This is a genomic window from Providencia sp. PROV116 (assembly GCF_028482485.1).
GTDB lineage: Bacteria > Pseudomonadota > Gammaproteobacteria > Enterobacterales > Enterobacteriaceae > Providencia > Providencia rettgeri.
In genome coordinates, this window is record NZ_JAMPQO010000003.1 from 1 (window position 1) to 23062 (window position 23062).

25 protein-coding genes, 1 tRNA gene and 2 pseudogenes are annotated in these 23062 nt (G+C 38.4%); 10 read left to right on the forward strand and 18 right to left on the reverse strand.

What is annotated here, in order from left to right; translation table 11 throughout:
• Window positions 1-723 precede the first annotated feature (723 nt).
• From PSE72_RS02930 to PSE72_RS02950, 5 genes and pseudogenes are all read right to left on the reverse strand, one after another.
• Window positions 724-801: transfer RNA gene (locus tag PSE72_RS02930), tRNA-OTHER, on the reverse strand.
• Window positions 802-1126: 325 nt separating this feature from the next.
• A pseudogene (gene ymcF / locus PSE72_RS19920) lies at window positions 1127-1288 on the reverse strand (cold shock small protein YmcF); the annotation flags it as partial.
• Complete coding sequence (cspE, locus tag PSE72_RS02940) at window positions 1245-1457, reverse strand: transcription antiterminator/RNA stability regulator CspE (protein WP_006661258.1); 213 nt, start codon at window positions 1455-1457, stop codon at window positions 1245-1247. The gene cspE and the pseudogene ymcF, both read right to left, overlap by 44 nt.
• Window positions 1458-1863: 406 nt before the next feature.
• The gene (locus tag PSE72_RS02945; RefSeq protein WP_115167349.1) at window positions 1864-2259 is read right to left on the reverse strand and encodes a subtilase family AB5 toxin binding subunit; all 396 of its coding nucleotides are present in this window, start codon (window positions 2257-2259) and stop codon (window positions 1864-1866) included.
• A 117-nt stretch (window positions 2260-2376) separates the two neighbouring features.
• Window positions 2377-2756: pseudogene (locus PSE72_RS02950) on the reverse strand (antiterminator Q family protein).
• A 254-nt stretch (window positions 2757-3010) separates the two neighbouring features.
• Here PSE72_RS02950 and PSE72_RS02955 point away from each other — a divergent pair.
• From PSE72_RS02955 to PSE72_RS02975, 5 genes are all read left to right on the forward strand, one after another.
• Window positions 3011-3145: a helix-turn-helix transcriptional regulator gene (locus PSE72_RS02955; RefSeq protein WP_272673799.1), complete on the forward strand. Its 135-nt coding sequence runs from the start codon at window positions 3011-3013 to the stop codon at window positions 3143-3145.
• A gap of 293 nt (window positions 3146-3438) precedes the next feature.
• Window positions 3439-3696, forward strand: coding sequence for a YjhX family toxin (locus tag PSE72_RS02960; protein WP_115167350.1), 258 nt, complete (start codon window positions 3439-3441; stop codon window positions 3694-3696).
• A 10-nt stretch (window positions 3697-3706) separates the two neighbouring features.
• The gene (locus PSE72_RS02965; protein ID WP_115167351.1) at window positions 3707-5344 is read left to right on the forward strand and encodes a class I SAM-dependent methyltransferase; all 1638 of its coding nucleotides are present in this window, start codon (window positions 3707-3709) and stop codon (window positions 5342-5344) included.
• 431 nt (window positions 5345-5775) lie between these two features.
• Window positions 5776-6228, forward strand: a complete 453-nt coding sequence (locus tag PSE72_RS02970; protein WP_115167352.1) for a DUF3290 domain-containing protein — start codon at window positions 5776-5778, stop codon at window positions 6226-6228.
• A gap of 1 nt (window position 6229) precedes the next feature.
• The gene (locus PSE72_RS02975; protein ID WP_115167353.1) at window positions 6230-6880 is read left to right on the forward strand and encodes a DUF421 domain-containing protein; all 651 of its coding nucleotides are present in this window, start codon (window positions 6230-6232) and stop codon (window positions 6878-6880) included.
• 101 nt (window positions 6881-6981) lie between these two features.
• Here the strand turns inward: PSE72_RS02975 and PSE72_RS19925 are convergent, their stop codons facing one another.
• From PSE72_RS19925 to PSE72_RS02985, 3 genes are all read right to left on the reverse strand, one after another.
• Window positions 6982-7245, reverse strand: a complete 264-nt coding sequence (locus PSE72_RS19925) for a tyrosine-type recombinase/integrase (protein ID WP_115167354.1) — start codon at window positions 7243-7245, stop codon at window positions 6982-6984.
• Window positions 7246-7482: 237 nt separating this feature from the next.
• Window positions 7483-7929, reverse strand: coding sequence for a hypothetical protein (locus tag PSE72_RS02980; protein ID WP_115167355.1), 447 nt, complete (start codon window positions 7927-7929; stop codon window positions 7483-7485).
• Window positions 7930-7986: 57 nt separating this feature from the next.
• On the reverse strand, window positions 7987-8169 hold the full coding sequence (locus tag PSE72_RS02985; protein WP_272690883.1) for an Arm DNA-binding domain-containing protein: 183 nt from the start codon (window positions 8167-8169) through the stop codon (window positions 7987-7989).
• Window positions 8170-8301: 132 nt separating this feature from the next.
• Between PSE72_RS02985 and ttcA the strand changes: the two genes are divergently transcribed.
• Window positions 8302-9243, forward strand: a complete 942-nt coding sequence (gene ttcA / locus PSE72_RS02990) for a tRNA 2-thiocytidine(32) synthetase TtcA (protein WP_267689768.1) — start codon at window positions 8302-8304, stop codon at window positions 9241-9243.
• Between the two features lie 261 nt (window positions 9244-9504).
• On the opposite strand, the gene zntB is transcribed toward ttcA, so the two are convergent.
• Both zntB and PSE72_RS03000 read right to left on the reverse strand, forming a co-directional pair.
• Entirely contained in the window at window positions 9505-10488 is a 984-nt protein-coding gene (gene zntB / locus PSE72_RS02995) for a zinc transporter ZntB (RefSeq protein WP_004910490.1), read from the reverse strand.
• A 351-nt stretch (window positions 10489-10839) separates the two neighbouring features.
• Entirely contained in the window at window positions 10840-12462 is a 1623-nt protein-coding gene (locus tag PSE72_RS03000) for a peptide ABC transporter substrate-binding protein (RefSeq protein WP_115167357.1), read from the reverse strand.
• Between the two features lie 703 nt (window positions 12463-13165).
• Between PSE72_RS03000 and tpx the strand changes: the two genes are divergently transcribed.
• On the forward strand, window positions 13166-13669 hold the full coding sequence (gene tpx / locus PSE72_RS03005; protein WP_115167358.1) for a thiol peroxidase: 504 nt from the start codon (window positions 13166-13168) through the stop codon (window positions 13667-13669).
• Between the two features lie 78 nt (window positions 13670-13747).
• Here tpx and PSE72_RS03010 read toward each other — a convergent pair whose 3' ends face one another.
• From PSE72_RS03010 to pspA, 8 genes are all read right to left on the reverse strand, one after another.
• Window positions 13748-14122 (reverse strand): hypothetical protein, encoded by a 375-nt coding sequence (locus tag PSE72_RS03010; RefSeq protein ID WP_042851578.1) that lies wholly within the window; start codon window positions 14120-14122, stop codon window positions 13748-13750.
• A gap of 322 nt (window positions 14123-14444) precedes the next feature.
• Entirely contained in the window at window positions 14445-16004 is a 1560-nt protein-coding gene (gene tyrR, locus PSE72_RS03015; protein WP_198641210.1) for a transcriptional regulator TyrR, read from the reverse strand.
• A gap of 238 nt (window positions 16005-16242) precedes the next feature.
• Window positions 16243-17298 (reverse strand): YcjF family protein, encoded by a 1056-nt coding sequence (locus PSE72_RS03020; protein WP_198641211.1) that lies wholly within the window; start codon window positions 17296-17298, stop codon window positions 16243-16245.
• A complete protein-coding gene (locus tag PSE72_RS03025) occupies window positions 17295-18692 on the reverse strand; it encodes a YcjX family protein (protein ID WP_115167359.1) in 1398 nt (465 codons plus the stop codon). The genes PSE72_RS03020 and PSE72_RS03025 overlap by 4 nt, the downstream gene beginning before the upstream one ends.
• Window positions 18693-18774: 82 nt before the next feature.
• Window positions 18775-18954: a hypothetical protein gene (locus tag PSE72_RS03030; protein ID WP_115167360.1), complete on the reverse strand. Its 180-nt coding sequence runs from the start codon at window positions 18952-18954 to the stop codon at window positions 18775-18777.
• Window positions 18955-19036: 82 nt separating this feature from the next.
• On the reverse strand, window positions 19037-19393 hold the full coding sequence (gene pspC / locus PSE72_RS03035; protein ID WP_115167361.1) for an envelope stress response membrane protein PspC: 357 nt from the start codon (window positions 19391-19393) through the stop codon (window positions 19037-19039).
• The gene (pspB, locus tag PSE72_RS03040) at window positions 19393-19623 is read right to left on the reverse strand and encodes an envelope stress response membrane protein PspB (RefSeq protein ID WP_004910474.1); all 231 of its coding nucleotides are present in this window, start codon (window positions 19621-19623) and stop codon (window positions 19393-19395) included. Before pspB ends, pspC begins: the two co-directional genes overlap by 1 nt.
• Before the next feature lie 80 nt (window positions 19624-19703).
• Window positions 19704-20369: a phage shock protein PspA gene (gene pspA / locus PSE72_RS03045; protein WP_004263893.1), complete on the reverse strand. Its 666-nt coding sequence runs from the start codon at window positions 20367-20369 to the stop codon at window positions 19704-19706.
• A 270-nt stretch (window positions 20370-20639) separates the two neighbouring features.
• Between pspA and pspF the strand changes: the two genes are divergently transcribed.
• From pspF to PSE72_RS03060, 3 genes are all read left to right on the forward strand, one after another.
• The gene (gene pspF / locus PSE72_RS03050; RefSeq protein WP_115167362.1) at window positions 20640-21656 is read left to right on the forward strand and encodes a phage shock protein operon transcriptional activator; all 1017 of its coding nucleotides are present in this window, start codon (window positions 20640-20642) and stop codon (window positions 21654-21656) included.
• A gap of 494 nt (window positions 21657-22150) precedes the next feature.
• A complete protein-coding gene (locus PSE72_RS03055; protein ID WP_115167363.1) occupies window positions 22151-22378 on the forward strand; it encodes a hypothetical protein in 228 nt (75 codons plus the stop codon).
• Window positions 22375-22755: a hypothetical protein gene (locus tag PSE72_RS03060; RefSeq protein ID WP_115167364.1), complete on the forward strand. Its 381-nt coding sequence runs from the start codon at window positions 22375-22377 to the stop codon at window positions 22753-22755. Before PSE72_RS03055 ends, PSE72_RS03060 begins: the two co-directional genes overlap by 4 nt.
• Window positions 22756-23062 lie beyond the last annotated feature (307 nt).

Below are 23062 nucleotides of genomic sequence, written 5' to 3' on the forward strand. Positions count from 1 at the left end.
TCGAGAATTAAATAAATACACTATATACTAGTATAGTAATCACTTTATCGCTCCTCCCTATATAGTAAAAACCAACCCCCACTTCACATCTCCGGAGATGACACCATAATTTTCGAGTAATGTAATTATGCCCACGAAGACAATAAATGTACCAAAAAACATAAATACATAAATACATAAATACATAAATACATAAATACATAAATACATAAATACATAAATACATAAATACATCATTCATGTATATGTGAGTACGCTATTATACATAAAGATTAATTTAGCTTACATCTTGAATAGAGATAGCCGCACACAATCACTATTTGTCAAATGATTTAGATTGATTAAAATATTGAGGTAATCGCGTATTTAACGCACCCAAAAAGACTTAAATCTAAACAGTGCAATTATGATTTACTAACTTTAGCTTTGAACGACTAATTCAAACAAAAAACTGCACTAGGCAGGATATTTTCATCGTATTACCTCGCACTTCTACTGGTACAACATGCACATATTTTAATAAGGTTATATCCTGAAGCTTTAGCTGCTGCTATTGCATGTATAGCATTAAATAGGTTACCTAGGTAGAAACGATTTGAAGCCATCGGCATTTGTTTACAGCCAACTTTGTGTATTTTGTAATTACCTTTTGGTTCCATCGTCATCTGAATGTAATAGTTCATACATCTCCGCATTTACATTGTACAAAAGATTTATAACTTATGGACCGCCATCGAGGTATCGAACCCCGACTCTTAGTTTTGCTAAGACTAAATACTCTTCCAATTGAGTTAATGGCGGAATGATTTTACATCCAGTAGACCAATGCAAGCGAGGCTAAAAGCAGCCCTAAAATAGTTAGTACATTTTGCGTTAGTGATAAAATTCGTTGATAAAAGGTAGGTAAGTTCATAGGTGATCCCTTAGGAAATAAATCCTTTGGATACCGCATCTATTTTTAAAATAAAAACTCGCAACTGCAAGATTTGCTTCTATAGCAATGAGGTATGATGGCATAGCTATTGTAACACATAACTCTCTCACTGGGGGGATTGTAATGATATATAAAACAAAAAACCCCGCTTTTTGCAGGGTTTCATAATCTATATGTTATTTAAGCTAACGTCATATTAGATTTACAGAAAATACATTTAGCACCAGAAGGGTTACTTTTTGTTGCTTCAAAATGGTACCGTCTGTACTGAGCCCCTTTACAACAAGGGCATCTCATAAAGATATCGCCCTTAAAGCGCCACCACGTTTGCCGCAGCTGGGCCTTTTGCACCATTCTCTACTGAGAAGCTAACTTTTTGTCCTTCGTTCAGCGTTTTGAAGCTGTCGCTTTGAATTGCAGAGAAGTGTACGAACACATCTTTGCTACCATCAGCAGGAGAAATAAAGCCAAAGCCTTTAGATTCGTTAAACCATTTTACTAAACCAGTCATTGTATTAGACATATTGAATTCCTTTGAATTTTTAATTGTTGCCACATGGCATATAGGTTTGATTTTTATTCATACTTATGGAACTAATTAGGAGGAATTCACTACGAATGGTATCTATGGGATAACGCTAAACGGGGGAACTTTTCAAAACTTGCTTTCATAAATAGGTCTGTACTTCCAAACCGATAAGCACATTTACTCATACATCCTTACGTATAGCAAGGTTTTTTTATAGATACTACGATTATTTTAATAATCAATATGGATTTAACCATATATTCAATACAAGAATAGATCGATAACTCAATGATAAATAATTATTTTAAATCCCTATCAATTCATACATCAAATACAATTTAATAAAAGCCACGTAAAGCGCAGCCTTGTATTAGTAAAATGTGATTACGCTAGAATAGCGTTATCTTGTTGGCCCCATACAGAACCTATTATTACAGCTAGCAAATCCAGCTATCGCTTTATTAGAAAAGGTGTGACTAAATTTTGGGTGAGTCCATACATTTGGCTGGATATACAACCTTACTTTATTTCCAGTTGTATAATAGTAATAAGCTTGCTGAAAAAACTGATCGTAAGATGATGCCCATTCTGATTTATTAGAAACAGCACAGGCGACAATATCGCCACCATGATTCACTCCTTTCACACAAAAATAGCGTCCCCCTTCTATTTGTCCCGAACTGAAATTAACTAAAGTCACATCTGAATAATATTCAATTTTAGGGTCCAATGTGTCTATAGCAAATGCAGTCGGGGCAATTAATAAAAATACAGGGAATAAACTACTCAATCTCATACAATTCACTCAAATTTTACAGAAAACAAAGCCCCACCGAAGTGAGGCTCATAAGCTATTGACGTTGTAGTCATTCTTATCACAATATCAGCTATTTTACGATCGTAAAGTATTTTATTAAATCTGCTCTACATACCTATCTAATTCTAACTTTATATCCAACATCACCAACATTCCGTCAATAACCCCTCCGCTTTCTGAAGTTTTTTTCCTATGTGGGTATCTGAGCATTTATGGTCTCTAGCTAGCTGCATGAATGTTTTCCCAAGTAAATAATAATCCAGTAGCAAGTCATACATATGACTGTTCTTTTTATTTAATTGAGCCATACAGCTAGAAATAATCATTGCATCGTCGTCACAACATTGAGATCGAGATTTAACCTTATTGGGTATTAAACGACTAAAGCCTGCTGCTGTAGGATACCACTAAACTGACTCGACATGATTCGTAGCCCATGCTCCCCACATTTCTAGTACTTGTTGAATATTACGCATCCGTTACCTCGTATTAATTTGCGAGCTTTTGCCATCGGATTCAGCGTTAATACGTTTAGATATAGAAATGGCACCATCTGATTCTTTGGCGAGATTTGAAGTGCCTCTCTCTCTTGTTTTGTACATAGTCATTAATCGCCCATTTATCACAGCATGATTTTCAGCATTAACATCGGTAGAGTATTTTTTACTGTCGCGCGATAACATCCTAGGTACCTAGAAACCTCTGCCATATTTCCATATGTCCTAGGGATATCGCTCGTAGTACGGCTTTTAAACTCGAAAAAATAGGTAAATTCCCAGCACGAAGAAAACCGGGGCTTGGTAAGAAGAAATGTGCTTGGCTACTTTCAGAATCACTGTTTTGGGTAAGAAACAGACATTGCTAACAGCATTCTATGTGAATGAACGGGAAGTAGGCCAAAGTTAAAAAAGGGAATTTGATGAAGTAAATCACACTTTATTGTACCGTACATACCCATATTAAAATTGTGTGTTAACATTACACCCTGTAAGTACCTTTCAACTCAACCCGAGGCTTTGATGCTGGAGAATGTAATCATCCGATAATCAGCTTACCGACCTCTTCAGGCCGAACTGATTATCAATGCGCCGAAATCGAATGTGAACACCCCAGTGTGTTTGCAAGTTTTGCACATGATGATAAAACAGGTTCTTCAGTATGAATTTATCCCGTCAGGAACAACGTACCTTACACGTTCTCGCCAAAGGTGGCCGTATCGCGCACATCCGCGATGCGTCTGGCCGCATCACCGCCGTTGAATGCTACACCCGTGAAGGGATGTTGCTCAGCGACTGCACTCTTGCCACTTTCAAAAAACTCAAAACCAAAAAACTTATCAAGTCCGTAAACGGTCAGCCGTACCGCATCAACACCACCGGGCTGAATAATGTTCGCGCACAGCTTGATAACCGCTAAGAAGAGCATGATGGATATTAATACCCTTATTTCCGCATCCCGACACATCCAGCTGTCAGTGGAGGAAAGCAAAATCCCCTGGGATGAACCAGCCTTCAGCCAACGCATGCTGGCGAACCATTTATCGCAGGATCACGACTGGGCCAGCCGTAGACAGAGCGTCATTGAGCAGCAGGTGGAATGGATCGCAAACCAGTTATTACCTGGTGCACAAATCCTCGATCTCGGCTGCGGTCCCGGCTTTTATACCCACCGCTTAGCGGAGCTTGGATTTCACTGTACTGGCGTGGATTTCTCACCAGCATCCGTAAGCTGGGCCCGCCAGCAGGCGCAGAATGCCAATTTGAATATCGATTATGTTCAGCAGGATATCCGCGCATACTGGCCGGATAGGCCGTTCGATTTCATCATGATGACGTTTGGGGAACTGAATGTGTTCAGCACGGTGGATGCGAGCACCATCATCAGCCGCTGCGCCCTGTGGCTGCAGCCTAGTGGCCGGCTGCTCACTGAAGTCCATACTTTCGAAGAAGTTAAGCGCCAGGGAATGACTAAAGCAAGCTGGCAGCGCTGTCTGGACGGACTGTTTCTAGGCGTCCCTCATCTACTTCTGACGGAACATGGCTGGGATGAAGAAACGCAGACCAGCTCAACACAGTTCTGGGCCATAGAGGCAAACGGTCACACCACCCGATTCGGCAGCCAGATGACAGCCTGGCGCGATGACGAGTACGTCAGCCTGCTCGATAATGTCGGATTTACCCTGCTTCCTTCTCCAGAAAGCCACGACTGGCCAGTCAGCGAGACATTTGAGGGGAAACTATTTGCTCTGCTGGCTGAAAAAGCAAAAAACTCAGAGGAACTTCCTCTTAATACTCAATATAATAAAAGGAGTTCAGCATTGGATATCCCACGTATATTTACCATAAGTGAAAGCGAACACCGCATCCACAACCCGTTCACCGAAGAGAAGTACGCCACGCTAGGCCGCGTGCTGCGCATGAAGCCGGATACTCACATTCTTGACCTCGGCAGCGGCTCGGGGGAAATGCTTTGTACCTGGGCCCGGGATCACGCTATTACCGGGGTCGGCATCGATATGAGCCAGTTATTCAGCAAGCAGGCTAGACGCCGCGCGGAAAAACTCGGCGTCAGCAGCAGGGTGCAGTTCATACATAACGACGCCGCCGGGTATGTTGCAGAGGAGAAATTCGACGTGGTCGCCTGCATCGGCGCAACATGGATTGCTGGTGGGTTTGCTGGGACCGTCGGGCTGCTAGCTCAGAGCTTGAAACCGGGCGGATTCATGCTTATCGGCGAACCCTACTGGCGTCAGCTACCCGAGACCGATGAGATAGCGCAGGCCTGTGGTGTCAGCACGATAGCTGATTTACTGACGTTGCCAGGGCTTGTCAGCGCGTTCGACGGTCTCGGCTATGACGTGGTGGAAATGGTACTGGCAGATCAGGAAGGCTGGGACCGGTATGAGGCCGCGAAATGGCTGACCATGCGCCGTTGGCTGGAAGCCAACCCTGACGACAGCTTCGCGGCGGAAATCAGGGTCGAGCTAACGGTCTCGCCGAAACGTCACGTGACCTACGCGCGGGAATACTTTGGCTGGGGCGTATTCGCGCTCATCGCTAGGTAACAATAGACTCCCAGTATTTCTTTCTGGAAATACTGGGATATCCTCTTTGCATTGAACAGATGCATTGATCTGCTCCCTATAAACTGGCTCACGTAGGATACAAGCTATGTCTGCTGTTAGCACTAAACAGCCAATATACAGAAACACAAGAAAATGATTTGAGCGATGAATAAATATTATTTATCGTTGTTTTTTCTGATCCTACGGTGCATTTTTCAATCAAATAGTTAATACAATCCAAACAATTTTTCGAAATACTACCTTTGATAAATACTGAAACTATCAACAATTTTTAACTTCGGCATAAAAATCAATGACAGGTCTCAAGTAATGACCAACAACTCAAAATGAGAATTTAATATCAGAGCTAAAATCGTAATAAGCCACTATAATAAAGATGGATATCGTGAACAATCAGGAATGATTTCTATATGAATTTTTATGGGATAGATTATTTACAAGCGCAGTCTAATATAAATGATTACTTGAAATATATTGTTATTTTTGGAACTTTATTTACTTTAATTGTTTTTTTCATCCTATATATGCGTCATCGCCTACAAACTAAATATCGGGATTTAACGATCATCGCCTTCTTATTCTTACTCTTCATTTTAGGTATTCAGTATCAAGATTATACCGACAGTCAAAATATACACTCAAAATCATCCCAAATGGTTAATTTCGTAAGGTTATTATCAAAAGAAAAAGGTGTAGATATAAATTCTATATTTTCTAACTCTGTACAATTATCCGATGGCATCATCATTAAAATTGATGACCGATATTATCGTATTCACTTAAGCTTAGATCAACAAACTTACAGCTTAGAAAAAGTTTGGCTAACAAATCCCGAAATTAAAATCATAAAAAATAAGGCATAAAATGATTATTTATACACCTATTATTATAAAACTTGGATTGGGGATTCTATGTCTGATTGTTCAAATAAACCTCATGGGCAAAGGGAATTTAGCCCCCTCATCCGCAATGGATCAAGTTCAAAACTATGTTCTAGGCGGCATTATCGGTGGAGTCATTTACAATGAATCAATAACAATACTGCAATTTATACTAGTGTTAATCATCTGGACTTTGCTTGTTTTTGCTCTTAAATTTTTAAAAGAGAACAATCCATTCATTAAACGAATTATTGATGGTAAACCTATAACCTTGGTGCATAATGGCAGCGTTAATGTTAAAGAATGTCTAAAAAATGGTGTTTCCGCTAATGATTTGATGTTCAAACTAAGATCAAATGGCATTTACGAAATAGAGCAGCTAAAACGCGTTGTTCTCGAACAGAATGGGCAATTGACCATTATCCAAAGTGGCGATGAAAATATACGTTATCCAATTATAGTGGATGGCTTAGCTAACCATGATCTACTTGAAATCATCGACAAAGACATTAAGTGGTTAGAAGACAATATATCGAAACAAGGTTTCAGTAAAATTAGTGAAGTGTATTTAGGTGAGTATTTGTCTGGTAGGATTAATTTATATGGATATGAAAAAAAGAATAACGCTGATTAAGTTAGATTCACACCTTGTATAGCAATGACAGAACGCTTACCGCTTTTGGTATTAGGCAGCCATTAACTCAGGGCTGCCATTGGTAATAAGTTATCGTTAAATCAGTTTATAATATCTAGTTTCAGCCCGAACTTCTCCAACTCATCCAACCAAATATTCAATGTAACCGTCTTTTCGTTCATATATTGACTTTTGTTATAAACCGCCATCACTCCCGTCATGATATGCCCAACCAACTGTTCAACAACGTGAGGTGGTTGTCCTAAATCATTTAGATATGCTGAAAATGTTCTTCGCAAGTCATGAGCAGTCCAATGTTCAGAGTGACCAGTTCTACGCCATAATATCCGACAAAATGTGCTCACATTTGATGCTTATTTCAGTTCGCCTAACTCGTAACTATCTTTAGGTCCTTTGAAAGATTGAAGCTATGTCGCCACCCTATCCGGGATAGGTCTATAGATTTTATTTCCTTCCTTGCTATTTTGAGCTGGCACTATCCAGACTTTATCGTCCAGATCCCATTCGCGCCATGTGCTAAGCCTAACTTCTTGGGTTCTTGAGCCAAGAATTAATAATAAAATAAGTAGTTTTTTATAATATTAAGCAATGCGTTGATGATTATTAAGCGCCTCAAGTAAAGTTCTTAATTCATTATTCGTTAAAACACGCTCTCGCTTCTGCTTTTTCTTACCTACATCAGAAACGCTAAGTAATGATAAAACATCACTTTTAGCATACTCTCGAATCGAACAATATTTTAAAGCCTGCTTCGAGTCTAAAAGTAAGTTACCAGCCGCGACGGGACCTGTATCTTTCATTCTATCAAAGCATGCAATCCAATCTTTTGTTGTTGCCTCTTCGACAGGGAGGTCACCTATATAAGGATAAATATTTTTCTTATACTTCTTACGCAGCATTTCAAAATCTTTTCTGTGATATGCTGCATATTCAGTGAGCCAGTACTCTATAACATCCTTAATTGTTATTTTAACATCCGCGTTTTCTTCACCTAGTTTTATATGTTTTGGGTCATGTCCTGAAGCCAAAATAGCTCTAAGCTGGTCCTGCTTGTCTCGCGCCTGTTTAAGCGATAAATCAGGATATTACCCTATTATTATCCTACTTAACTTACCTCCAAATCGATAAGAGTATAACCATGAGATAGAACCTTTTTTGCTTACTAGTATCGAAAGCCCCCAACCATCTGCTATCATTACCAGCTTAGAGATTTCTTTACCATGAATGTTTTTTAGCTTTTTGTCTGTGAGTTTATTAATTTCTGACATATCAGTCTTATCCAATGTCTAGAATCTTATACAAAGTCTTATACACGAGTCAGTATAAGACTGGGTTAATTCAGAAACAACGAGAACGACAAAAAACCAAAAAGCATATATTTTTCAAAAATTTAAATAACGATCAGAAACAAGAAAGAACAACCGAGAATGACAACCAATAAAGAACAGTACAACTTAAACAAGTTGCAAAAAAGAATTCGCCGTGATGTTGGCCAAGCAATCGCTGACTTTAACATGATAGAAGACGGTGACCGGATAATGGTTTGCTTGTCTGGAGGTAAAGATAGTTACACACTGCTTTCTATCCTGCAAAGTTTGCAAAAAAGTGCCCCTATCCAATTTTCATTAGTTGCGGTTAATTTGGACCAAAAACAACCTGGCTTCCCTGAGCATATTTTACCTGCATACCTTGATAACCTTGGTGTGGAGTACAAAATTGTTGAAGAAAATACCTATGGGATCGTAAAGGAAAAAATTCCGGAAGGGAAAACAACTTGCTCATTGTGCTCTCGTTTACGACGTGGAATTCTGTATCGTACAGCAACTGAATTAGGTGCAACTAAAATTGCACTTGGTCACCACCGTGATGATATTTTACAGACCATGTTCCTAAATATGTTTTATGGCGGTAAGTTAAAAGGCATGCCTCCTAAATTAATGAGCGATGACGGAAAACACATTGTTATCCGCCCACTCGCTTACTGCCGAGAAAAAGATATTGAGCGCTTTGCACAGGCTAAAGAATTTCCAATTATCCCTTGTAATCTATGTGGCTCTCAACCAAATCTGCAACGTCAAGTTATTAAAGAGATGCTACGTGATTGGGATAAGCGTTATCCTGGCCGTATCGAAACAATGTTCCGCGCCACTCAAAACATTGTGCCGTCTCATTTATGTGATACCGAATTATTTGATTTCAAGAATATTTCTCATGGAGATGAAGTTATCAATGGCGGTGACCTTGCGTTTGACAAAGAAGAGCTGCCTCTCCAACCTTTTATAGAGGAAGATGATAAGCCCGACTTTGCAGCTGAACGCCTTGATATTATTGAAGTTAAATAATATTTATTAATACCCCCCCTCGTTTGGAGGTTATTTTTTGCTCGGATTTAATGCAAAAAAAAGCCGATGTAAATTACATCGGCATTACAGTGGTCAATTATTCTGTATAAGAACTCAATATGAGAAAAACTACAATTATGGAGCACAACGTTCATCGCTCAACGTTGCATTCACCTGCAGGACTAATACTGCACTAAAACCTCAGTAGTTTTATTGATTTATCTCAAACTAGGTCCGGTTATAACAAATAAGTCATCAATATTAGAGCCATCGGCTTTTTCTTAGCCACCACAAGACAGTTGCAATTAAAACGGCTAATAGAACGCAAAAGACACTAAAGGCAAAACGGAATTCATTACCGGGGATCCCCCCTAAATTCACACCAAACAAACCCGTTAAAAACGTTGTTGGTAAGAATATCATGGCCATTAATGACATTGTATAAATACGCCGGTTCATCATTTCAGTCATCATATTCGTTATCTCATCAGAAATAATCGCTGTACGTGCTATAAATCCATCGAGATCTTCAATGCAACGCCCTAACCGGTCAGAAATCTCTTGAATTCGACGACGATTAGTTTCATCTAACCAAAGTAATTTTTCCGTTGTTAAGCGAGAAAACATATCTCGTTGTGGAGCCATATAACGGCGGATTACAATAATTTGCTTACGGAGTAATGCAAATTCTCCTCTATCAGGAATTTGGCCATTTAATATGGAGTCTTCCATATCAATTAAACGCTCATGCAAAGAATCTGTAAAATCACTTATTTCATCTGTAATAGAATCAGCAACCTCTACTAGCCAATCACCTGTGCTTTGCGCACCTACTCCCTGTTTTAAGTCATCAATAACAGAGTCTAAAGAGTTTACTTTTCGGTGACGGCTAGAAATAATTACCCGGTTATTAATAAATACTCGAAATGCAACTAATTGCTCAGGCCGCTGGCCAGTATTAGTATTTAAAGTTTGCAATGTTAATAAAATACCATCACCAACACGTATCAAACGCCAACGCCCTGAATGCCCTGATAGCGCAGACTTAACTTGGTCATTAAAGAGGTCTGATTGCTGAATCCAATTAAAACTTTGAGGATCTTTATAATCATAATGAAGCCAGAACGGAGACTGCTGGCTCGCACTCGCATTCACATCAATGGGTAGTAATCCACCGTCTCCATTTAACTGAAATGCATGTACAGGATTTGAATTTTGGAATAAAGAACCATAAATCAGCCCCATGCAATATCTCCCTTTTATAATCAATACGGTATTTGTAGTCGAATAAATAATTCTTTGCAATTATTTAAAGAATCACTTCCACAATACATGAATAAAACAACAAAGAAAAAAGAATGAGATTAACATCTTATAAAAACAGACAATTCCTCATAAATCACAAAATATCGCCATTTTTGCTAAATAAAACCACATAATTGACACAAATGAGCAATAAAATTTACGATGAGTTTTTTATTATAAAAAGGTAGTGTTTATTCCTTTTTTGGTCCTCCTTCCCATTCTCCAGAGGAAGGAGCTTTTTTCTTTTTGTCAGAAAAAACAGCCCACAACATGTGCAGGCTGAGATCTTTTTTAATGTTTAATAATATAAAAGCTATGGCTATATGCGACATCTTCAGGGTTGTTAATCGGGTAACCTTTTAGCCAAGGCTTAATTAGGCGTGCATTGGTATATTGATAAATAGGTGCGATTGGCGCTTCTTTTGCAATGATAGCTTCTGCATTATTATAATAACGGTTGCGTAATTGCGCATTTGTTTCAATACTCGCCGATGCGATAACCTCATCATATATAGGGTTGTTGAATTTTGGTATATTACCACTATGCTGAGAAGTGAGCAGAGACAAGAAGGTTGAAGGCTCATTAAAATCCCCTATCCATGATGCGCGTATAACATCAAAATTTCCTGTATTACGGCTATCTATATAGGTTTTCCATTCTTGATTAACTAGTTTGACCTCAGCACCTAGCTTTTTCTTCCACATAGAAGCAATTGCTATAGCAATTTTTTGATGGTTTTCTGAACTATTGTATAATAACGTTAATTCTAATGGGTGATTTGGACCAAAACCAGCTTGTTGTAATAACACTTTTGCTCGCTGGTCTAACTCTTTTTGTGAATAGCTATTATAAAGCCCTTTTTCAGGCTTAAAGCCATCAGTGACATCAGGAGTAAAATAATTTGCGGGCTTCTCCCCTGTACCTAATACCTTATTCGCAATTAATTGGCGGTCAATCGCCATGGATAATGCTTTTCTAACACGAACGTCATCTGTTGGTGCACGTTGAGTATTAAAAGCATAGTAATATGTCCCTAATTGGTCTGGTGTAAAGACTTCATTAGGAATATCTTTTAACAATTTTTGATAGCGTTGTTTTGGAAATGATTCGGTAATATCTAGGTCGCCCGCTAAATAACGATTAGTTGCATGAGACTCTTGGTTAATCGGGACAAAAGTGACTTTAGTGATGACTGTATTTTGATGATCCCAATAATTTTTATTTGGTACCAAAACAATTTTTTCATTGACCACTCTGTCAGATAAAACAAAAGCGCCATTTCCAACTAAATTTCCGGCTTTTATCCAGTCATTACCAAACTTTTCAACGGTTTTTTGGTGAACAGGAAATAAACTAAAGTTAGCCGTTAACGAAGGAAAATAAGGTACCGGCTTATTTAGAGTAATCTTTAGTGTGTGCGTATCAACCGCTTCAACACCTAGTTGCTCAACTGGCAATTTACCATCAATAATATCTTGCGCATTGTTAATGCCTGCTAGTGCTGCAAACCAAGCAAATGGTGATGTTGTTCCAGATGAAACAAGTCGCTGCCAGCTATAAACAAAATCTTGAGCCGTGACAGGGTCACCGTTTGACCAATGTGCGTCAGATCTCAGTGTAAATGTCCAAATACGATTATCAGCCGTATCCCAGCGTTGAGCTACTCCAGGGATCGGCTTTCCATGATCATCTTGGTTAACCAGCCCTTCAAATAAGTCACGCATGACTTGCGCTTCTGTTAACCCCACTGATTTTACTGGATCCAAAGATGCGGGTTCGTCTTTTAAATGTCGTGTAACTTCTTGGTTTTCAGCTAAAACTGTGCCTGTAGGTATCACGGCACTAATAGCTGGTGTAGTAACAAAGACTGAAGAAATCAAAATCGCTAAAGATGTAAATGAATGTTTATGCATTATATTTTCTATCTTGTTAATATAAATAAAGTTAACTAAAAGCCTAGTTAAATGATTTCAAATGAAGATGCTATTATTAACAACGTTACTGCATTTACTGATTAAGTTTCATTTCGGTAATTTTAATGTTGGAAAAATCCACTATAACAATAAAAACATAAGCTTATGATGTAAAAAACCATATCTAACATGGGTAATATCAAGTCGTAATTACTCTGTAGTTTATCTTAATTTATCATATGCTTTCATATTTTAAATATCCACATTTCTCGTGTAATTAATTGATTTCCTAACTTAAATATACATAAATTAATACTCATATTATAGAACCATAACCCTATCTCTATCATTTTTCAGGTAATTAAATAATGACTCAAGAAACCAATACAGACCGATTTCCTTTTGTTACACTTCATAGGTCAGTTTAAAAAAGTGCATAACAAAAAACGCAAGCATTGATAAAGCTTAGTAGTTATATAATGATGATGCACCATACTGTAATAAAAAGTAGGTAAAATTATCTTGTTTTGCCCCATATAGGACTCAAGGTAAGAGATAAAGTTTCCGTATAAAATTTGGTCATTAGTACAATGTAAAACTCAGCGCTGTTAACTGCCCATTAAAAAACCTTAATCGCAAAGATTTTTTATTAGGAGATAGATTAAGTTATCAGTGACTCACTTTATGAACGGGAGAAAAATTCATGTCACAGACAGTTAAATTAAAAGGTAATGACATCACAGTTAATGGTGTATTTTTACAAGCGGGCTCAAAAGCTAAATCTTTCACACTTGTCACCAAAGATCTCAGCGAAGCAACGCTAGAAACCTATGAAGGTAAACGAAAAGTTTTAAATATTTTTCCAAGTGTAGACACTGGCGTATGTGCCGCATCTGTTCGCAAATTTAACAAACTCGCAAACGATTTGGATAACACGGTTGTGTTATGCATTTCTGCTGACCTACCTTTCGCACAAGCGCGTTTTTGTGGTGCAGAAGGTTTAGATAATGTCGTTACGCTATCTTCTTTCCGTAGCGGCTCGTTTGCGAATGACTATGGTGTTGATATTGCTAGTGGCCCATTAAAAGGCTTGAACGCTCGTTCCGTTGTTGTTTTAGATGAAAACAATAACGTTATTTATAGCCAATTAGTTCCTGAAATAACTGAAGAACCTGATTACGACAGCGCATTAAATAGTTTGAAATAAGCTTTTGTCATATTTAGTTCACTGTAGTTAACAATAAAGCGGGAATTTCCCGCTTTATTGAATAATATAAACACCACTCTAATCTACGTGAGCCCAATACAATGGTTGGTGGTTCTTTGCATTAACAACATTCGCAAATAACTTGTTGTCACTCATTATAGAAATCAAAGTATGAGAGAGCGTACTCAATACTTTTAAGGCTTGGTCCTGGGTAACAGGGCAGCAAGATGTCAAAATATCAATAATGAGGTCTCGAGGCTTATGGCCATTTTTTACCAGCGCCTCCCACGTAAAACGATTTTTCTTCGCTAAATATTTTACTGCAGCTTTATTCATCAGATAAAGTTCGGCGGCTGAGGCGGCAGACTCAAACATATCATTTTTATAATGGCTCTGGCTCATGTATTCGCGTAGCTTACGATTTACAACGAAATTAATAGTGAATTGATCCATGGCAACTCCTTGTAGGCTGAAACCCATCAGATGAGATTACGATACCCTAAAACAGCAGCTGTCTTTGTTATATAGCAGGAAAATTCACCAATTAGCAATAGTATTAGCAGGGTTTTGCCATATCAAACACAAGATAAAAAAGATACGTCTTTAAAATAACATTGAGTCAATGCCCCATTTTCATAGACTTCATCCATTGTTCGCACTACATCTTGGCAATACTTATTCAAACCGTCTTCCGGTATTGTTGTTGCTGTGCCAGAGCCACTTAAAACCAGCCCTATTATTGCGAATACGTAAGTTATTCTTTTATACATTTAATTTAATTTTGCTCTTTTTTCGTATTAAGGCCATATTCTCTCAATTTATTGGCAATTGCCGTATGAGAAATATCCAAACGTTTAGCTAATTTACGGGTACTCGGATAATCGCGATATAAACGTGCTAATACCGATGCTTCATAACGTTTAGTGATTTCATCTAGCGAGCCATTGAGTGAATCTAAAGCGAGTGCGGGGGTATTAACTACATCAGGTAATTGGATATTATCTGCATCTAATATATTGCCATTAAGTTGCGTTAACCCTTGATAAAGAGCATTTCTCAGTTGCCTTATATTACCCGGCCAATAATAACTACTTAAATATTCTATCAACGAAGGTGCCAATTTAGGTTCAGCAATATGAAGCTCTTTGGAAAAACTGGCGACAAATGTTTTGGTCAGCGGTTGAATATCTTCTTTACGTTCACGCAATGGAGGAATAGTTAATGTCAGTACATTCAAACGATAGTAAAGATCCTCTCTGAATTTCTTTTCGGCAACCAATTCAGGTAAATTTTTCTGTGTTGCACAAATCACACGAACGTTCACCTTAACTTCTTTTTCTTCCCCAACACGCCTAAATGTTCCATCATTTAAAAAACGTAATAACTTAATTTGCATTTGTGGCGACATTTCAGCAATTTCATCAAGCAACACCGTTCCGCCGTTGGCTTGTTCAAAAAAACCCTTTTTGCCTTCAACTGCATTTGGATAGGCACCCGCTGCATAACCAAATAATTCACTTTCTACGACATCATCCGGCATCGAAGCACAATTTAAGCCTAAAAACGGTTCTTTTCCTCTCGCACTATGCAAGTGACAAGCTTTTGCTAAGATATCTTTCCCAGTCCCCGTTTCACCGACAAGTAATAATGGCTCATCCAGCATAGCAATACGTTTGGCTCGTTCAACCACATTTACCATGACAGGGCTAACAGCAATAATTTGTTCAAAACCGCTGCCATCCGCCTCAATAACTTGTTGGCGTTGCTTATCTAAAATTGCAGCTGATTTCAACAGTAATACTGCTCCTGTACAATGGGATTTACCATTTTCATCAGCCAAAATAATAGGTGTTACTTGCATCAAATAGTCTTGGCCTTTAATGACAACTTTCTCGGTGTACGCCTCTGGAGACTCCCGTTCAAACCAACGTACTAGCCCTTGACTACCAACTAGCTGTGAAAAGGTTTTTTCTCGAATTTTAGCCTCATCATAACCAAATAACTGCAATGTCATTGGGTTAATCAACTCAATATTTAGCTTGTTGTCTATGGATAAAACAGGTTCTGGAAATGAGTTTAAGAGCGCCCAAACGGCTTTATGTTCTCTTTCTGAAGGCATAAAATAAATTCGGCGAACATCAATAACACCATTAATACGGCGTATTTCTGCCATCAATGTGCTGAATACCTGAAAATCTACAGGTGTAAAGTTGAGGTAAATCCTACGTTGAGGAGAGATTTCAATACCTTTTAAATCAATATTTTGTAGAACTAAAAGATCAAGTAATTCACGCGTTAAACCGATACGGTCTTGGCAGGTCACTTCGAGGCGCATAGGTAAGAACCTTCATCAAAAAAGCCGAGAGAATAAAGGTATTTTAGCCTTAAACATTAAGGGAATACAGTGTTTGTGTCACAAATTGTTGACAGCTTGTAAGCTTTATAGCATCAACAAATAAAATCACGGTTTTTCTTTATTTTTTAAGGCTTGAAATAAGAATAAACACATTAATCAATAAATGATGCTGCAGAGTGAGCAAAAACTGTCAACTCACCCTGCCAATGCTATTGTTTTACACTTTTTCTTTTTTACTGGGGATGACATTTTTTAACTGGCCAATTAACTGATGGCGAAAATCGGCTAAACGAGGCTTGTTTTCTATCCAAGGTAGTGGTCGACATAATTCCATCGCTTTAATACCTAAACGCGCAGTTAACAAGCCGGCTCCAATACCTTGTGCTGCTCGTGTTGATAACCGTGCGGTAATGTCTTGAGATAGCCAATCCATCCCCACTTCACGAATTAATTCAGACGCACCCGCAAAGGCAATATTAATGAGCACCATGCGAAATAGCCGAATTCGGCTATAATAACCGAGTTCAATACCATAGATTGCCGCGATCCGATTAATTAGGCGAATATTTCGCCAAGCAATAAATGCCATATCTACCAGTGCTAGCGGGCTCACCGCAATCATGATGGCCGATTCTGCGGAACAACGACTAATTTCTTTGCGAGCTTGTTCATCAAGGATAGGCTGAACCATTCTACTATACAATTCAACAACTTCCCTATCATTATGAGAGTCATGAAGAGTGGCTTGCCAATTAGCAATTGCAGGATGTTGCATCGATAACGCAGATTGTTTAGCCAGTTTTTCACAAAAAGCCTTTCCTTGCCCCATACCATGACTGTGCAATAATTCGCGAGCAAAGTCCCGTTCCTCCGCACGTTCTCTCAGGCGATACAACCGCCGCCATTCGCCAACAACAGACCCAACACCCGCCACAACGATTAAACCGCCCGCGGCAGCGACACCTAACGCAGTCCAGTCTTGTGTTACCCATGATTGGTGGATCCAAACGCCGAGCTGAGCAACAACACTGACCCCAAAAATTCCCGCAGCCGCGCCAACTAATTTTCGCCAAAAACTCCGTTTTGGTTTTAACGCTTCGTTAATCAGGCTTTCAACCTCACCTTCTTGGTTGTCCTGCTCCGTTTCCAAAGACACTGGTGTAAATTTTTCAAGTTCACGTTCATCAAAAACTTGGGCTTTTTTTAGCGATTCTTTCGTCTTATTTTCACTATGTTCAGCAAAATCTAAACGCTGTTTTAAGGGTTCATTCATTTCAGTTTATCTCCCAACAAAAATTCAAGCGCACTGTCCATACGAATGTGTGGCAATGGTTGATCCATTGGCGTTGGCCTTGGTCTGAAATCTTCAAATTGAAAACCTTGAGTTTGCCAGAATTGTTCATTCGGCAAGCGTTTTGGCACTTCCCCTGGGTAAAACATTAACGGTTGACCATCACTTAGCCGATTCCCTTTTAACGCAGGTAATTTTTCACCTTTATAGTCTACCAGACCACTTTCGGTGGCTTGTATTGATGCTAGACCCACACAATCCATGCTGATCCCCTCAAACGCAGCATGCTGCCATGCCTCTTGCACTAGTTGTTGCAACAAAGCCACTAAATTTGCATGTTGGTCTGGTGTTACGTGATCTGACTTACTTGCGGCAAAGAGTAATTTATCAATACAAGGTGAAAATAAACGCCTCAGTAGTGTGCGCTTTCCATAATGAAAACTACGCATTAATTGCGTTAATGCCATTCTCATATCATTAAAAGCATCAACACCACTATTTAGCGGTTGTAAGCAATCAACTAACACAATTTGTCGGTCAAAACGTTGGAAATAATCACGATAAAAGCCCTTTACAACATGCTCACAATAATATTGATAACGTTGCTGTAGTGCGCCAATATTGGTGTTTTTACCTGCCTGTGCGAGCTTTTTGTCGCCATATTTGGCCACATTCGGCCATGGGAAAAATTGCAGAGCCGGCGCTCCTGCTAATTCAGCGGGTAAAACGAAACGTCCTGGTTGAATAAAGTGCTGCCCTTGGGCCTTGCATTCCACTAAATACTGAGTGTAAGCAGCTGCAATTTCAGCAAGCAAATTTTCATCAACTGGCGCTAAAGGGTCACATTTTTCACACAATGCCACCCACGGCTGGGCTAAATGTGCGCGTTCTCCCTTGATTAAGGTGTTCATTTGTTCAGACCACGCTAAATAATTTAAATCTAGCATGGGTAAATCCAACAACCATTCACCGGGGTAATCGACAATCTCTAAGTATAATGATGAGTTATCAACAAAATGGCGCAAAAAAGAGTCTTCTGAACGGTAATGTAATTTAAGGCGTATTTCACTGACTCCCCTTGTTGGTGTTGGCCATTTCGGGGGCTCCCCATAAAGTGAGGCAATACCTTCATCATACGCAAAACGCGGTACTGACAAATCACGATGAGGTATCCGTTTAACACCTAATAACCGCTTATCTCGCGCAGCAGAAAATAAAGGCAGCCGCGCTCCGGCATTAACATTCAATAGTTGATTCACCAGTGAAGTAATAAATGCGGTTTTTCCACTACGGCTAAGCCCTGTTACTGCGAGCCTAACATGACGATCAACACTTCTATTCATCAAATCCGTTAATTCACTGTGCAGTCGTTTCATGCTCCTCCCAAGACTTATCCTTTCAATTTAAACCCATTTTACGTCATATTGCGTACTATAATTTAGCATAAAACAAATTGTATTAGGTTAACCGTTTAATAAGTACATTGAGCAACCATTTACTCGTCAATAATTTAATGATTTTACCTACGACTCCCGCTGGGCCATATGTCATAAGTAATACCGCGGCGATTCGAATACCTTTTTGTAGAATAAGTTTCTTTGCAAATTTTTTGATTCGATAACGAACGTTATTTGCCATATGTCACTCACTTATTGATAAAAAACAAAAGGGATTTGGTTTTGAAACCTAATCCCTTATCATGTGATGGCGATACGATTTGCTATAGATTTCGAAATTTACTGTTCACTGTATAAGTATCTGAAGTAACGTATCTTTCAATCTGGCGTAACTTCATTTCACCGGATTTTAATTGTGTATCAATTTGGTTAATAAGACTACTCACTTCTGGGCCAATATCTTTCTGTGAACGGTAGCCACTTGGTGCCGCTTCGACAACAAAGCACATCACAATGTACAAAATCAAAGTAATACCAAAGCTTACAAATAAGGCTAATACGGTTAATGCTCTGACCAAAGCAACCGGAAGTTCTAAGTACTCAGCAATACCCGAACACACACCACCGAACACACGTCTATCCGTTAAACGATAAAGTTTGCGGTTGCGAAATTGAGTCATTATTTTTGCCTCCAATTTGGGTGTTCTGCATCCAAAATATCTTCAAGCGTTTTAATGCGTTGCTGCATCTGTGATGCTTGCTCTGCTAATTGCATCAAACGTTGTACTTCATTTTCAGTTAGCTGACTCCCCTGCCCATTATTTTTTTTGCTGTAATGTAGCCACAGCCAAATAGGCAGAATAAAAATGAGAAAAATAATTAATACGAGAGACAGAAAAACGTAGCCCATCACATATCCTTATACATATGGTTAACCTATCTATGGCACTGATACGATATTGCTAACGTACCAGTGCATCAAAATAACTGTTACTGATCTTTATTGATTTTAGCTTTAAGCGCCGCTAATTGCGCGCTTATTTCATCGTCTGCTTTTAACTCTGCAAACTGTTGATCCAGTGATTTTTGTTTACCAATACCATAACTTTGAGCTTCACCTTCCATATGGTCTATACGGCGCTCAAACTGTTCAAAACGAGCCATTGCTTCATCCAGTTTGCCACTATCCAGTTGGCGACGAACATTACGACTAGATTGTGCTGCTTCCATACGAACAACCATTGATTGCTGTTTCGCACGCGTTTCTTGCAGTTTGTTTTCTAATTCAGTGATTTCACCTTTTAAACGGGTCAAGGTTTCATCAACAATAATCAGCTCGTGTTTTAAGGTATCGACCATTGCACTCACTTTTTGCTTTTCAATCAGTGCTGCACGCGCTAAATCTTCTTTATCTTTCACCAGTGCTAATTCTGCTTTTTCTTGCCAATCAGCAACTTGTTTTTCGCCCATTTCAATACGGCGCTCTAAGCCTTTCTTTTCAGCTAAAGTGCGTGCTGATGTAGAACGGATTTCAACTAGCATGTCTTCCATTTCTTGAATCATCAGACGGATCATTTTTTGCGGATCTTCTGCTTTGTCTAACAAAGAAGCGATGTTTGCATTAATGATATCGGCAAAACGTGAAAAAATACCCATTATTTATATCCCCTTGATGGATTTAATCATTCTGTAGCGCCTCGACCTGATTTGGCTTCCAACCCATACCTGACGCTCCGTTAGTCAAACAACAAATAGCATGTTGTATTTAGCTATTGCAATTCACATATTGCAACTCACGTGCCAACTTTAAACAAAAATTCATATCATAATGATTTTAAATAAAATAATTATAAACTTTCTCTAAAATTCATTTTAGTTTATAGTTAAAATATCGGTATTTCCAACCAACTATTGGTAAAAAAAACCATGAAAGAAACTAATGAACCTATTCTTGGCGTTTCAAGTAATTTTCTCGATGTACTCGAACAAGCTTCTGAACTTGCTCAGCTCAATAAACCTGTTTTGGTTATCGGCGAACGCGGTACGGGTAAAGAACTTATTGCAGATAGACTTCATTACCTCTCTCCACGCTGGCAAGAATCTTTTATCTCTCTCAATTGCAGTGGACTCAATGAGAATTTACTGGATTCTGAATTATTTGGACATGAAGCCGGTTCTTTTACAGGTGCCCAAAAACGCCATCAAGGGCGTTTTGAACGAGCAGACAAAGGCTCTCTTTTTCTTGACGAGCTCGCTACCGCACCGATGTCAGTTCAAGAAAAATTGCTGCGAGTCATTGAATATGGTGAACTTGAACGAGTTGGCGGAAGCCAAGCATTACACGTCGATGTTCGTTTAATCTGTGCCACAAATGCCAATTTACCTGAACTTGCCAAACAGGGCCGTTTTCGAGCTGACCTCTTAGATAGGCTGGCTTTTGATGTTATTCGCCTCCCCCCACTGCGTGAACGGCAGCCTGATATCTTATTGTTAGCAGAACATTTTGCCATTCTAATGTGTGGTGAATTAAAACGTTCACACTTTACAGGTTTTACATTACATGCCCAACAAGCTCTGCAACACTACCCATGGCCAGGTAATGTACGCGAATTAAAAAATGTTATTGAGCGCTCAATATACCGCCATGGAAACTGTGCTGACCCCGTTGATAATATTATTTTTGACCCATTTGGCGAAAAACTTGCTGAGCTACATGAATCACCAAGTTCACTCCCCATGCCACATACCCAACAACAGAATACAATTTTGCCTTCATTACCATGTGATTTACGTCAATGGCAACAACAATCCGAAAAAGCGCTATTAGAACAAGCACTAACGGATAGTCATTTTAATCAACGTAAAGCCGCACAACGGTTATCATTAAGTTATGACCAACTACGAGGCTTAATAAAAAAACATCAAATAAACATTGAGAATTAATAATACGTAGTTCAAATAATTTGAATTTATTGTTTGAACTACTGTATTATACTTAAACATCAAAAATTCAGGATTAAAGAATTTGGGTTATTACTTATTACTAAACATTTCCAATTTTATATTTTGGTTTCAAAAATCATTTATTCATCTCACTAAAGAAAACATATTTTGAATAGGAAAAATCAAAACAAAAATATTCAAGACAAATAAATTTATAAGCAAAAACAACAAGTAAAACAATATCACCTTTTCCAAAAACATACATAATTTAAATAAAAATAATTATATCTAGTAACTTATACTAATTAGCATGCATAAATAATGATTTATTTTAGCACATTTAGTTAATTATATAATCATAACTATGTTTATTTTAATCATGTTAATGTCAACCAATTAAATCATTTTTACACCTTGTCATATTTAACTACTGTGCGAAATATATTTATATGATATCTCTATTAATATGATATTTATTATATGAGGAGCCTATTATGAAGAATATAAGTATACTTGCTATGACCTTTTTTCTTCTCGGCTTATCTCCTACAGTCAGCGCAGAATCATTAATGAGAACATTCTCTTACTGTGATGCGACTTTTTTCGAGAAAATGAAAGAGTATCCCGCTTTAAATGATGCATCTAATGCATTGAAAAACATGAAATTAGTTGATGGTGAACAAGTTTCTGTTAATCTCAATTTTCACCTACCGGAATTGTGACTTTTAATCGTTTTTTTGTTAGTCATAGTAATTTCGATAAATATGATGACTTCACCTATTTAGGCTTACGTGGCCAATACTATTTTTGGGGATTTGAAACCACTCAAAGCTTTGAAGAGGTTATCCGTTATACTTCATCAAGAATTGCTATTCTAAAGGTGAGAAATACTTATATCTACTCACCCATGATCCGCCACAATTTGCAAGGCCAATGGGTGTTTAACGAATACGCAACGCAAGACTATAACTTGGATCCAAATGCAGCTGAAAAAATGCTGATTATTGAAAAGGATGAACAAAGAGGAGTGGTTCGTTTCTTGTGTACCCTCCAAGGTAAAGTGACCGATGAAGACCTACACTATGTGGGTTTAGAGTAATAACGAGAAATGATGCTAAACCAGTTTGTTGATACAAAAAAAAAGCCAGCACCCAAGCTGGCTATTAAATAAAACACTGGAAGCAATGTGAGCAATGTCATGCCTTGTCTACATAAGCACTTGGCTTAAGTGACAAAACGAATGATAATCGTTATCAGTGCTATTTGTAAAGCTTTTTAATGAGATATTTTCTCATTAAGACATACTTCAATGATTAATTTAATAATTTAAGTTAAGCATTATATTAATAACTTCCTTTTTAGCTTAATTTTCATGCTTTTTTAGGCTAAATTTTGCTTATACCCTG

Coding starts and splice junctions, on each gene's coding strand:
- cspE (WP_006661258.1), bottom strand. CDS start 1,457: ATGTCTAATACAATGACTGGTTTAGTAAAATGGTTTAACGAATCTAAA.
- PSE72_RS02945 (WP_115167349.1), bottom strand. CDS start 2,259: ATGAGATTGAGTAGTTTATTCCCTGTATTTTTATTAATTGCCCCGACT.
- PSE72_RS02960 (WP_115167350.1), top strand. CDS start 3,439: ATGAATTTATCCCGTCAGGAACAACGTACCTTACACGTTCTCGCCAAA.
- PSE72_RS02965 (WP_115167351.1), top strand. CDS start 3,707: ATGGATATTAATACCCTTATTTCCGCATCCCGACACATCCAGCTGTCA.
- PSE72_RS02970 (WP_115167352.1), top strand. CDS start 5,776: ATGAATTTTTATGGGATAGATTATTTACAAGCGCAGTCTAATATAAAT.
- PSE72_RS02975 (WP_115167353.1), top strand. CDS start 6,230: ATGATTATTTATACACCTATTATTATAAAACTTGGATTGGGGATTCTA.
- PSE72_RS02985 (WP_272690883.1), bottom strand. CDS start 8,169: ATGTCAGAAATTAATAAACTCACAGACAAAAAGCTAAAAAACATTCAT.
- zntB (WP_004910490.1), bottom strand. CDS start 10,488: ATGGGGCTGATTTATGGTTCTTTATTCCAAAATTCAAATCCTGTACAT.
- PSE72_RS03000 (WP_115167357.1), bottom strand. CDS start 12,462: ATGCATAAACATTCATTTACATCTTTAGCGATTTTGATTTCTTCAGTC.
- tpx (WP_115167358.1), top strand. CDS start 13,166: ATGTCACAGACAGTTAAATTAAAAGGTAATGACATCACAGTTAATGGT.
- PSE72_RS03010 (WP_042851578.1), bottom strand. CDS start 14,122: ATGGATCAATTCACTATTAATTTCGTTGTAAATCGTAAGCTACGCGAA.
- tyrR (WP_198641210.1), bottom strand. CDS start 16,004: ATGCGCCTCGAAGTGACCTGCCAAGACCGTATCGGTTTAACGCGTGAA.
- PSE72_RS03020 (WP_198641211.1), bottom strand. CDS start 17,298: ATGAATGAACCCTTAAAACAGCGTTTAGATTTTGCTGAACATAGTGAA.
- PSE72_RS03025 (WP_115167359.1), bottom strand. CDS start 18,692: ATGAAACGACTGCACAGTGAATTAACGGATTTGATGAATAGAAGTGTT.
- PSE72_RS03030 (WP_115167360.1), bottom strand. CDS start 18,954: ATGGCAAATAACGTTCGTTATCGAATCAAAAAATTTGCAAAGAAACTT.
- pspC (WP_115167361.1), bottom strand. CDS start 19,393: ATGACTCAATTTCGCAACCGCAAACTTTATCGTTTAACGGATAGACGT.
- pspB (WP_004910474.1), bottom strand. CDS start 19,623: ATGGGCTACGTTTTTCTGTCTCTCGTATTAATTATTTTTCTCATTTTT.
- pspA (WP_004263893.1), bottom strand. CDS start 20,369: ATGGGTATTTTTTCACGTTTTGCCGATATCATTAATGCAAACATCGCT.
- pspF (WP_115167362.1), top strand. CDS start 20,640: ATGAAAGAAACTAATGAACCTATTCTTGGCGTTTCAAGTAATTTTCTC.
- PSE72_RS03055 (WP_115167363.1), top strand. CDS start 22,151: ATGAAGAATATAAGTATACTTGCTATGACCTTTTTTCTTCTCGGCTTA.